Origin of the sequence: Rhizobium favelukesii, assembly GCF_000577275.2 — a bacterium.
Taxonomy (GTDB): domain Bacteria; phylum Pseudomonadota; class Alphaproteobacteria; order Rhizobiales; family Rhizobiaceae; genus Rhizobium; species Rhizobium favelukesii.
Genome location: NZ_CBYB010000006.1, coordinates 16398 through 27952, shown reverse-complemented (window position 1 = coordinate 27952; position 11555 = coordinate 16398). Strand labels below are relative to the sequence as shown.

The window sequence follows — 11555 nt, the reverse complement described above, 5'->3', positions numbered from 1 at the left end:
TAGCCGCTGTCGCCAAAAATCCTCTGAATGGGCCAGCATTTCATGTGCAGCAGTTATGCTCCGCGCCTCGTCATCGCTCAACACTGGCAGGCGATCGCCAACGTCCAAATCGAAACGTCTCGCGAGTGCCCGCGCGTCGAGCACCTGCCCATCAAGGCCGCCAAAGCAAATATCGACATCCTCTGTATCCGTCGCCACCCGCCAATGGCTGGGGTGGACTTCAACCAAGCAACCTGCCGGAACGCCCGAGCGCTGGGGGGACACCTCCAGGCGTCTGATTGTGACAACCTCATCGCCTATGAGCGTCTTGGGCATGCACATTTGATTGGGATGATATGGCCCAAAGTCTAAGGCACGTGTCATCGCCGACAGATTTTGCGCGGATTGATCCCATCGCAGACAGCCTGCCGCATCTGGGCGTCGACGTCTCGGAAAATAGCTTCTGTCGACTAGCGCCTGCGGATCGGCCGCAAGCTTCCCGCTCTCGAGGCCAGTTAAGAGCTCGCGAAAACCCTCGATCGCGGCTTCATAACATTTGAGGTTCAGGGCCAGTGCCGTATCGGTGGGCGCAATCAGCACTTGGCGCTGAACCACGACGTCACCCGTATCAACACCATCATCGATACGATGCCACGTGATGGCATACTCGCTCTCTTGCGCCAGCAGCGCCCAGGACGTCGCGTGAACTCCCGCATATCGTGGCAATGGACCGTCGTGGTAATTGAAAGCACCTCGACGCACGCGCCCAAGCACGTCCGGTGGCAATATGAACGGATTGGAGACGGAGAAAATCCACTCGACTGGCTCGGTCCTCAAAAGAGAGCAGAGCTCTTCAACGCTTTCCATGCACGGGATATTGGTGCGAGCCGCCCACTTTGCGAATATGGGGTCGCCACACAGAGCCGCACCAATGACATGGCCCATCGCCATTGCCAGTTCAGCGCATCTGATAGCGAGCGTACCACTGCCAACAAAGACGCTGGAGGAGATCGATCGCGCTGCAGGCTGCCTATCCTGATCGCTTGGTTCGCAGCCACGGCCGCGCATCGAAGAAGACCGACATGCCATCTTTACCCCTCCAGCAGTGCACCCATCAAGCTAGGGCAGTTCCCACCCCAGCCGCCGCGCCACGTCGCGGCCCAAATCAGCCACACCGGTTTGGATTTGCTCGGGGTAACCGCGCTGAACGCTAATCGAATCCGAAACTGTTGCAGCTCCCACCGTGGCCTTGGCTGAGTTATCAGTGGCGTGGTCATGAAAATTTCTCCTCAGGCACTGCGCGTTTGTCGATGAACATGCATGAAACATGCCAATGGAGAAAATTGTTTAAAGACAACAGAATAGCCTGAAACGCCGATGTCCCGTGTTTGACATGTGTTTGACAACGTTGTCGCAGCCTCTTGCTTCCAAAGCGGCGGGACACTCGAGTATTTGACGTCAGTCACCGTCCAATTTCGACCCTCTGAGGCCCCAGATGCGGTGAGCAAATGGGATTGTGGACGAGATCCGGCGGTGAGGACTGTCTTTTCAGCGAGCCGTCGGCGGATGAGGTGTGACTAGCCAAGCAAGGGGCGGGCCAGACTGACGAAGTCTTTTAAAAACAGTACGATGGATCTCTCAGAAGATTATTTTCGTGTCCGACGTTGTCAGAAATCCAACAATGAGTGCGGCCGCCGCCAACAAACGGTTTCATTCATTAAAGTGGTTTCCGACTGCAGCCCCGGATCGTTCATCCACATGATCGAAACACGGCTTTGAAACAGCCATTTATCACTGGAGAGGGCGACATTCTCCTCTAATGTCGACCATCCGGGGGCGCCCTTGAGGTGAACGGCCGGATGCAAGAAGCCCACATCGCCGATCCCATCAATTCGGTAAGACAGCTCGCCGCGAGCGCATCGCGCAGGTGATTGGCCCGCGGGTCCTCATGATGCCCTTCTCGGCGGCCAGAATTTCATTCAGGACGTGTTGTCGCGCACCTCGATATTTTCCTGCGGCAGGATCCGGTTTCCGGCAGGGGCAGTATGTATAGGACCTATTTTTTGGGTGCGACCATGATATCTGTACTGACATAGTCGGTTGCATGAAAGTGACTGTTGCTTCTTCTTCGGCATCAAAGGAACCTTGTCTTTGGCAATGAACACCAAGTCATCGGCACCAACAGCGGCACGGCACGAGAGCATCCTGGTTCGCTTGCAGGAGGACATCGATCTTCTTCCGAATGCGCTTGCTCGCATAGCCAAGTACATCCTGGAAAACCCTGAGAAGGTGCTGCACCAATCGGTCGCGGAGTTAGGCGAGTTCGCGGGCAGCGGCGAAGCGAGCATCGTGCGGCTTTGTCGACAGATCGGTTTTTCCGGCTTTCGCGATTTCAAGCTGGTACTGGCGGCAGAGATCGGCCGCCCGGGCCTGCCTTCCGCTGATCCTGAACATCGAGACGCCGCGCTGCAATCGCTGCATGACACCATGTCACAAAATCTCGGGATTGCGCGCACCAATGCCGATCCTGAGACGCTTCAGAAGGTCGCCGCGGCACTTGCGGCAAGCAGAAGGATCGATCTCTACGGAGCGGGTATGTCGGGTGTAACGGCGGAACTGCTTGCCTATAGGCTCTTGCGCGTGGGGCTTACAGCCGTGGCGTTCAGGAATTCCAGTATGGCTCACGAAGTCGCCAACGGCCTCGGTCCGGGATGTGTGGCGATTGGCCTTTCGATCTCCGGTCTGTCGGTTGACACGGTGCAGTTTCTCAAAGGCGCCCGCACTGCGGGGGCAATAGCGATAGCCATCACTAATCGTGCTCGCAGCCCGCTGAGTGAGGCGGCAGACTTTACGCTGCAGGCTTCGGGCCTTCACGACCGCCCAATCGGCGGCACGCTGACCCCAATGGTTGGCAAGATCTTCGCGATCGAAAGCCTCATGCTGGCGATAGCGCAGGCGATGGAACTGTCGACCCGAAAATGAAACTAAACTCCATACTGTCATCATGATGAAATAAAACACCATTACAGCTGCCGGTAACCGAAGGATCTCAGAATGGCAGCTTTAGACCTCCACATAGATACGATCAGCAAGCGCTATGATGCGACGGATGTGCTCCGCGACGTGTCGCTAAGGGTAGCCCAAGGGGAGTTTGTGACCTTGCTTGGGCCGTCCGGCTGCGGAAAATCCACGCTTCTGCGCATCATAGCGGGGCTGGAGCGCGCGGATCGGGGGCATGTGGGGATAGGGGGGAGGCGGTTGGATGCCGTCGCACCGAAAGATCGGGATCTCGCGTTTGTGTTCCAGAGCTACGCGCTTTATCCGCATTTGAGCGCCTACGACAATATCGCAGCTCCATTGATAATGCGCGAGTTGACCAGCGTGGAGCGCCTTCCGGTCATCGGTGCTCTGCTGCCTGGGGCCGTCCAACGCAACCGCTCGATCGACGAGCGCGTCCGCCAGACCTCGGCGCTGCTCAAACTCGATGCGGTGCTCGACCGCCGGCCGGCAGCGCTCTCGGGGGGGCAGCGCCAGCGCGTGGCTCTGGGACGCGCTATGGTCCGCAAGCCGAAGATCTTCCTGATGGACGAACCTCTGGCAAACCTGGATGCCGCCCTGCGCATTCACACTCGGAGCGAGATCGCCCGGCTGCATAAGGAAATGGGAACGACGACGTTATTCGTGACTCATGACCAAGCCGAGGCGGCAGCGCTTTCGGACCGTATCGCCATCATGTTTGGCGGCGAGATCCGCCAGGTTGCAAAGCCTGCCGATCTCTATCGCGATCCGGCCGATCTCGACGTTGCTCGGTTCCTGGCCCAGCCATTCCTGAACGAACTGGCTGTGACCGGTCCGATCGGCGGCGGGCTAACGGTCGGCAACAGCAGGATCATCATTCGCGACGCGCTCGGATCCCGAGAGGGCGGCACGCTGGCTTTCCGACCGGAACATGCGTCGCTGGTTTGCCCGGACCAGCCGGGCGCGCTGCAAGTTCAGGTCGCGCGCATCGAGTACGCTGGGACCGACGCTTACGTCTTTGCCGATGCTGAGGTAGGTGCGCAGTTCGTCATCCGGATCACGGCTGAACGCGCGCAATCATTGCGTGGCGGCGAGAGCCTCGGACTGGACATCGATTCTGAAAAGGCATGGTTCTTCCCGTCCAACGGGTCGCGCCAGCGTCGCGACCATAGCTGGGCAGCTTGATATGGCCGTGGTCAACGACGTTCCGGTCAGCGCCTTGGCTGGCGTTTCGATCAACCACAACTTCACGCGCGCCCAGACGCGAGCCGGCCTCATTCTGGTCCTGCCGGCGAGTGTGTTGATTGCCGCCCTCTTGATCGGCCCGGCCATAGTTGTCTTCATCCTGTCCTTCACGGACGCTTCGCTCGGTTTGGCCGCTGCTCGGTTTGTCGGTCTCGGCAACTATGTTCGCATGCTGACAGATCCGGGCTTTGCCCACAGCCTTCGCAACACAGCACTCTATGTACTTGTCGTCGTGCCGACATCGATCGGGTGGGGGCTTTTGGTGGCTCTCCTGATTGCCCGATCGCCTTTTGCTGCGCTTTATCGAATGGCCTATTTCCTTCCCGTGGCGGCGACCCTTGTGGCGCTCGCCACTGCATGGGAAGCAATCCTGCATCCGAGCCTCGGTTTCGCAAACTCTCTCCTGCAGCTTCTGGGCGCCTCTCCGGTCAGGTTTTTGTCCGATCCGGCAACGGCCATCTATGCGCTTGCGGCAATCGGTGTCTGGCAGATGGTGGGATTCAACATGACCCTGTTCCTGGCCGGCCTTTCGACCATTCCGAACGAGCTTTATGAAGCCGCGGCAATCGATGGGGCGGATAGGGGAGTGAAACGCTTCCTGCTCGTGACCTGGCCGATGCTGGCGCCAGTGACACTATTCGTCACTGTGATGACGATCATCCGTGCATTTTCGGTCTTCGAGACGGTTGCAGTCCTCACGCGGGGCGGGCCGATGAAGTCCACTTCGGTCATCCTCTACACTTTCTACGAAGAAGGCTTCCGTTTTTTCCGGGTGGGATATGCATCGGCGATCGCGGTATCCTTCTTTGTCTTCGTGACCGTGTTGTCGCTCGTCCAGATGCGGATCTCCGAGCGCCGTGCGCGCGCAAGCGCCCATGGAGGCCAGTCATGATTGTTAGGCAATCTCCTGCATCGCGCCTTGCAGCGCATGCCCTTCTCGCAAGCGGCGCCGTCGTGATGGTCTTCCCGTTCTTCTGGATGCTGCTGGCCTCGCTGACGCCGCAGAGCCAAATATTCAGCGGCAGCATTTTACCAATCCCGACCTTTAGCGGTGCAATCGAGAATTATAGCACCGTACTTTCGGCCATCCCTCTTCTGCGTTTCATGGAAAACGGCATTGTCGTATGCGTCTCAATTCTTGTCCTGCAGATCGCGGTTGCCATTCCCTGTGGTTATGCGCTCGCCAAGCTGTCCTTCCCGGGTCGCCCGATCCTCCTCGGGGCCGTCCTTCTCGGACTTCTCGTGCCGGTGCAAGTCCCGACTATTCCAATCTATATCGGGCTTGCAAAGTCTGGGTTGCTCAACAGCTATCCCGCTTTAGTTCTGCCCTGGATCATCTCGGCCTTTGCCATATTCCTGTTCCGCCAGTTCTTCGTGACCTTTCCGGACGAGGTACTGGACGCTGCGCGTCTCGATGGCTTCAGCGAACTGTCCATCGCGTGGCGGATCATGCTGCCTGCGGCCTGGCCGGCGGTTGCCGCCTTTTCGATCTTCTCCATCGTGGCGCATTGGAACGATCTCTATTGGCCGCTGGTGGTGACGACAAATCCCGACATGATGACGCCTTCGCTTGGCATTGCCTATTTCCGGCAGGCGGGCGAGGGCGCCGGTAACGTCGGGGCACTGATGGCCGGGGGCGTTCTCGTAACCGCGCCCTTGGTCATTCTTTTTCTTCTCATGCAGAAGCATTTTATCCGGGGCCTGGTGCTCGGCCGACATTAGCTCCGTTCCAAATCCAATCTCAAACCTTAGGAGAGCAACGTGAGAACACTTGCAACGATCCTTGCCGCCAGTATCACAGCAGCGCTAGCAGCCATGCCGGCGCAAGCCGAGACTAAGCTCGACGTCTTTTATGCCTGGCCCGAACATGAAGTGATCCATAAACCGATCGCCGATCGTTTCATGGCGGACCACCCGGACGTGAAGATCAGCTTCCGGGCCGCGGCGCCAAGCTACGATGAAGCTGTTCAGTCGCTGATCCGCCAAAGCATGGCGGGCGAGTTGCCGGACGTCCACTACGTCGGCTTCAATGTGCTGCGACCGCTTGTAACGCGCGGGCTCGTAAAACCCATCGACGATCTCGTCTCCGCCGATCATCTGGCCAACAAGGGCTATACGGATCAAGTCCTGTCGCTCGCCAAGATCGACGGACACGTGTATGGTCTGCCATTCGCCATGTCGACGCCGGTCGTCTACCTCAACGCCGATCTTGTTAAAAAGGCCGGCGGCGATCCAGCCAAGATCCCGACGGACTGGGAAGGCTTCATTGCGCTTGCCGCCAAGATCGGAGCGCTGGGCGACAGTACTTCCGGCATGTACTACCAGCTCGGTTCTGACGACTGGTCGACGCAGAACCTGGTGCGCAACTTCGGCGGCCAGATGATGGACGACAAGGAGAGCGATATCGCTTTTGCCGGTCCCGCCGGTCAGGCTGCGGTCAAGCTCTTCAAGCGATTCCACACCGACGGTGCCCAGCCGGCGATCGACTCGAATGCCGCGCGCCAACTGTTCACCTCCGGCAAGCTTGGCTTCTTCTTTGCCTCAGCCGGCAGCGTCAGCGGCTTCGAAAAGGAAATCGGCGATCGCTTTGCGCTGAAGACGGCCCAGCAGCCGCTCGGCGCCGACAACGCCACAATGCCAACAGGCGGCATGGTGGCCGTTATCCTGACTGACGACAAAGCCAAACGCACCGCCGCCTGGGACTACCTCAAGTTCGCGACAGGCCCGGAGGGCCAGACCCTGGTCGTGCCGAATACCGGTTATATGCCGACCAACACCCTTGCGCTCGATGAGGATCATCTCGGCGCCTTCTACGAAAAACACCCAAACTGGTATACGAGCGTGCTCCAGACGCCGCGCGCACGCCCGTGGTTCTCGTGGCCGGGTGATAACGGCGTTGAGATCGGGCAGGTCCTTCGCGATGAGATGACGGCCATCGCGCTGGGATCCAAGGAGCCGGATGAGGCCCTTGCAGATATGGCGATCGAGGTCCGCGCTCTTCTGCCCAAGATAAATTAGTTCTTCCAGGGGGATGCGGCGCAAACCGTGCCGTGTCCCTTTGCTTCAAACGGATTTCCCCATGAAACTCATTCACTTGACCGACTTGCACCTTGTGCCGCCAGGCGCCATGCTCTTCGGCTTTGATCCTGCCGAACGACTGAGCAAGACCATCGCACGCATCAACCGCGATCACGCCGATGCCGAACTCTGTGTCGTCACCGGCGATCTCACCGACGAGGGAGATGCCGCCGCCTACGACCTGCTGCGCGACGTGCTTCAGGAACTGCGCGTGCCTACGAGGCTTCTGCTTGGCAATCACGATCACCGCGCCAATTTCCTAAAGGCATTTCCTGACGAGCCGCGCGATAGGAACGGCTTCGTGCAGTCGGTTCATGAAAATTCTGCGGGACGCCTCATCTTCCTTGACACCCTCGTTGAAGGGTTCGGACATGGATCCTTGGGCGACGGTCGGCTCGAATGGCTGCTGGCGCGCCTGGCCGAGAGATCGGATGTACCAGTTTATCTCTTCGCCCACCATCAGCTGCAGCCGATCGGCATGGCGCATTTCGAGCCTTGGAACACCGAGAACTGGCGTTCGATCATGGAGGCGATTGTTGATGCAGGCAACGTGCGGCACATCTTCCACGGTCACGTGCATGTCGATGTCGGCGGCACCTGGAGCGGCATTCCCTTCAGCGCAAGCCGCGGAGTGGCGCATCAGATCGTCCCACATTTCACGCGAATGGACGCGGAATTCGTCGAGAATGCGCCGGCCTTTGACGTCGCGCTGATCGACGGCGACGGCGTACTCGTGCACCGCTTCGAGGTCAGCGACAAGAACGTCGTCGCGGTGTCTGCGGCCGGTTAATTTTTTCGAGGACAAGAAATGAAAAAAGAACAGCAGGCATTCGAGTTGGTCATCTTCGATTGCGACGGCGTCCTAATCGACAGTGAGACACTTGCAAGCCGCATCGACGCCGAGGAACTTACACGCCTCGGCTACCCCACTTCTTACTCTGACGTGGTGCTGCGCTTTACCGGTCTGTCGTCGGCGACCATGCGGAAGATGGTCGAAGAAGACTGGGGCCGTGCGCTTCCGGACGACTTTGACGCAATGGTGCAGGCTCGCATCAAGGAGAGCTATCGGACGGAACTGCAAGCAATCGCCGGAATTGATAACCTCCTGCATCAATTGCCGTCACCGCGCTGCGTCGCGTCGAGCAGCGCCCCTGAAAAGCTGAGGCTCGGTCTTGAACTAACGGGGCTGTTGCCGCACTTCGAACCACACGTGTTCAGTTCCGTCATGGTGAAGGTCGGCAAGCCGGCGCCGGACCTCTTCCTATTCGCTGCAGCCAAGATGGGCGTTGAGCCTGCTCGCTGCGTCGTCGTGGAAGATAGCATTGCTGGGGTTCGAGCAAGTGTAGCGGCTGGGATGACGGTGATCGGTTTCACGGCAGGCGGTCATTGCCTTGAGGACCACGGTCAACGACTGCTTTCGGCCGGCGCCGCGGTCGTTGCGCGATCGGCTGAAGACTTGGGCGCGCTGCTAACAACTAGCGAAGTTCGCCTGAGAGCCAGGATGCCAGAAAGCTGATACCGCAGCCTTTCTTTCTACCCCGACCGTCGGGCATCCACGTCCCATTCGCAACGCCAGCTCTGGATCTTGCGCTCCAGCAGTCGCACCCCCCCTTTTCTGTAAAGGTGTCCTGCTAACCCAAGTGTGGGGGCGGCGCCCAGCCTTGTGAGCGGTACCGTTTACCCCATTCGGTTCTTCTCAAGGATGTACGTTTGAGTTTTGTGGCCATACTCTCGAAAACATGTCACCATTGTGTAGCAGTGCGTGAGCCCTGCACAGATGCGTAGGAGTGGTAGAAAGTTCAACAAAGGGACGTTTGAAGATCAAAATGGGCTTCAAGAGGAGTTTGTCCGTGTCGAACTTCCTAGACCCGCAAGGTCACGATCACCACAAAGGCCGAACTAAGGGCAGTTCTCGATAGCCCATTCGAGAGGTTCGTCTTTTTGGGCGATCTCGATGCGGTCTGCTCCTATGAGAACGGTATCATCAAAGCTGCCAAAGCGATTGAGGTTACGAGGGCGCACTTACGAGTTGCTGCGCAACTCAGCGCGCCGGCCAGGAGGCCGGTGGCAATTGGCGAAACGAGATCGGGGCAACGGCGTTGGCGATCTACCATTTGAACGCAAAAATCGTCTCCCGATCAAAGGGCCACAGGGCTGTCGCATCTTCCGCCTACCGTTGCGCCGTTCGCCTGACAAACGAACGTGACGGCATCACGCATGACTACACCCGCAAGGAAGGGGTGTTGCATTCGGAAATCGTCCTGCCGGAGGGCGTCAAGGCCGATTGGGCGCAAGACCGTTCGTCTTTGTGGAATGTGGCGGAGTTTGCCGAGAAGCGCAAGGACGCCCGTGTCGCCCGCGAATTCGAGATTGCCGCATGAGCTGACTGCCGAACAACGGCTGGAGGCAACGCGGGAAATGGCGCAGGAACTGGCGAACCACTATGGCGCGGCGGTGGATTTCGCGATCCACTCGCCGCATGAGGCGAGCGATGTTTGCAATCATCACGCGCACATTCTCCTGACGACGCGGCAGGTCACGGAGGAGGGGCTCAGGGAGCAGACTTATCTCGAGCGCGAAAACAAATGGCTGCTGGCGAACGATCTGCCGATGACCGACATGCAGCTTCGCGATATTCGCCAGCGCTGGGACGGGATCGCCAACGAGCGGCTGGCGAAGGCCGGACTTGATATTCGCATCGACCATCTGTCGCACCTTGAACGCGGCCTGGAGCTGACGCCGACCGAGTATATGGAAGGGCATGGCGGTTGACCGGGGCGTCTGGATGATGGCGCGCCGCTGCGCAACGCGGAGCTGATCCGGGAGAAGCCCGAGCGGGTCCTGACGCTGATCACGAACGGAAGGAGAGTGTTCGATCGGCACGACGTTGCGCGCACGCTGCATCGCTACATCAAGGACGGTGTGCAGGCGTTCCAGAATGCGTTTGCTTCCGTCATGGCTTCGCGGCGCTCATTGAGCTGCAGGCCGAACATATCGACCAGGCGACGGGCGAGGTGGAGCTTGCGCGCTATTCGATCCGCGAGTTGGTCGAGATCGAATCCGAGATGATCAGGTCTGCTGAGGGGATGCAGGCGTGGTCAGACGGCGCGGCGCTGCCGGGCAAGGCGGCCGAAGGTCTGGAGGAGTCGTCCGGCATCAAAAGCCGCACGCTGGCGTTATGGTCCCGGAGTTGGGAAAACCCACATAGTGGGGACCATTACCGACTTAACCGGGGCGATGTGTTCGGGATCGACAAGGCCGGCATGGTGAGCAGCTGGCACCTTGCCGGGTTCGTTGGCGAGGCAGAGGCGCGCGGGGGCGAAGATCGTTCTCGTCGGCGACCATGAGCAGCTGCAGGCGATCGGGGCGGGCGCACCGTTCAGGGCGATCACGGAGGAGATCGGCCATACCGAGCTTTCCGAAATCCGCCGGCAGCGCGTGGACTGGCAGCGGGAGGCGTCGGTTGCCTTCGCGACGCACCGGACGGCCGAGGGCTTGGACGCCTATCATGAGCACGGCAATATCAGCTTTGCCGAGAGCGGAGGACTGGCGCGGGCCAACGTCGCCGGCGCACTGGTCTTCCAGACCAATGAACGGGAGTTCGCGCCGGGCGACCGCATCGTATTCCTTGAGAACAATCGCGACCTTGGCGTGAAAAAAGGGATGCTTAGCACCGTGCAGACCGTCTAGCCGCACGCAGTTCAGCTCGACGGACATGCGGGGAACGGATGGTCCGCGCGTCGTCGGTTTACCGATGAATGATTACCAAGCCATTGATCATGGCTTTGCGACGACGCTCCACAGAAACCAGGGCGCGACGGTCGACCGCGCCTATGTGCTGGCGTCGGGCGCGATTGACCGCCATCTCGCCTATGTCGCCTATGTCGCCATGACCCGGCACAGGGACGGAGCGCAGCTTTATGCGGCGCAAGATGAATTTACCGACCGTCACGTCGGCGTCTTGGTCGAGCATGGGGCCGCGCCTCACGAGCACAAGGCCGGAAAAAGCCGGAGCTATTTCGTGACGCTGGAGAATGCGAAGGACGAGCCTCATGCGACTTGGGGTGTCAATCTTGAGCGGGTGATCGCCGAGGCTAGGCCGGCGATCGGCGACAAGATCGGACTTCAGCATATGGGTGCGGAGCCGGTTCGGCTTCCGGACGGCACCACGACCGAGCGCCATTCGTGGAAGGTGCAGGAAGCCGGCGAGCTGGCCTATAGCCAGCTTGAGCAGC

General features: G+C 59.4%; 8 protein-coding genes and 1 pseudogene. 8 read left to right on the top strand and 1 reads right to left on the bottom strand.

Features of this window, described 5'->3' with window-relative positions:
* On the bottom strand, window positions 1–930 hold a 930-nt coding region (locus LPU83_RS16970), incomplete at its 3' end, for a formyltransferase family protein (RefSeq protein WP_280178237.1).
* 1206 nt (window positions 931–2136) lie between these two features.
* Here LPU83_RS16970 and LPU83_RS16865 point away from each other — a divergent pair.
* From LPU83_RS16865 to mobQ, 8 genes and pseudogenes are all read left to right on the top strand, one after another.
* Entirely contained in the window at window positions 2137–2961 is an 825-nt protein-coding gene (locus LPU83_RS16865) for a MurR/RpiR family transcriptional regulator (RefSeq protein WP_024318104.1), read from the top strand.
* A gap of 72 nt (window positions 2962–3033) precedes the next feature.
* Window positions 3034–4182, top strand: a complete 1149-nt coding sequence (locus LPU83_RS16845) for an ABC transporter ATP-binding protein (protein WP_024318105.1) — start codon at window positions 3034–3036, stop codon at window positions 4180–4182.
* Window position 4183: 1 nt separating this feature from the next.
* Window positions 4184–5134: a carbohydrate ABC transporter permease gene (locus LPU83_RS16680; RefSeq protein ID WP_024318106.1), complete on the top strand. Its 951-nt coding sequence runs from the start codon at window positions 4184–4186 to the stop codon at window positions 5132–5134.
* Window positions 5131–5964, top strand: coding sequence for a carbohydrate ABC transporter permease (locus tag LPU83_RS16465; protein WP_024318107.1), 834 nt, complete (start codon window positions 5131–5133; stop codon window positions 5962–5964). The genes LPU83_RS16680 and LPU83_RS16465 overlap by 4 nt, the downstream gene beginning before the upstream one ends.
* 39 nt (window positions 5965–6003) lie before the next feature.
* Entirely contained in the window at window positions 6004–7260 is a 1257-nt protein-coding gene (locus tag LPU83_RS16285; protein WP_024318108.1) for an ABC transporter substrate-binding protein, read from the top strand.
* A 61-nt stretch (window positions 7261–7321) separates the two neighbouring features.
* Window positions 7322–8110, top strand: coding sequence for a phosphodiesterase (locus tag LPU83_RS16210; RefSeq protein ID WP_024318109.1), 789 nt, complete (start codon window positions 7322–7324; stop codon window positions 8108–8110).
* Between the two features lie 18 nt (window positions 8111–8128).
* Window positions 8129–8836 (top strand): HAD family hydrolase, encoded by a 708-nt coding sequence (locus LPU83_RS16170; RefSeq protein ID WP_024318110.1) that lies wholly within the window; start codon window positions 8129–8131, stop codon window positions 8834–8836.
* 583 nt (window positions 8837–9419) lie between these two features.
* Window positions 9420–11260, top strand: a pseudogene (gene mobQ / locus LPU83_RS75620) (MobQ family relaxase); the annotation flags it as partial.
* Between the last annotated feature and the right edge of the window lie 295 nt (window positions 11261–11555).

Bases quoted from the DNA above. Each gene is read 5' to 3' on its own strand.
- LPU83_RS16845 (WP_024318105.1), top strand. From the start codon at position 3,034: ATGGCAGCTTTAGACCTCCACATAGATACGATCAGCAAGCGCTATGAT.
- LPU83_RS16465 (WP_024318107.1), top strand. From the start codon at position 5,131: ATGATTGTTAGGCAATCTCCTGCATCGCGCCTTGCAGCGCATGCCCTT.
- LPU83_RS16170 (WP_024318110.1), top strand. From the start codon at position 8,129: ATGAAAAAAGAACAGCAGGCATTCGAGTTGGTCATCTTCGATTGCGAC.
- LPU83_RS16210 (WP_024318109.1), top strand. From the start codon at position 7,322: ATGAAACTCATTCACTTGACCGACTTGCACCTTGTGCCGCCAGGCGCC.
- LPU83_RS16865 (WP_024318104.1), top strand. From the start codon at position 2,137: ATGAACACCAAGTCATCGGCACCAACAGCGGCACGGCACGAGAGCATC.
- LPU83_RS16680 (WP_024318106.1), top strand. From the start codon at position 4,184: ATGGCCGTGGTCAACGACGTTCCGGTCAGCGCCTTGGCTGGCGTTTCG.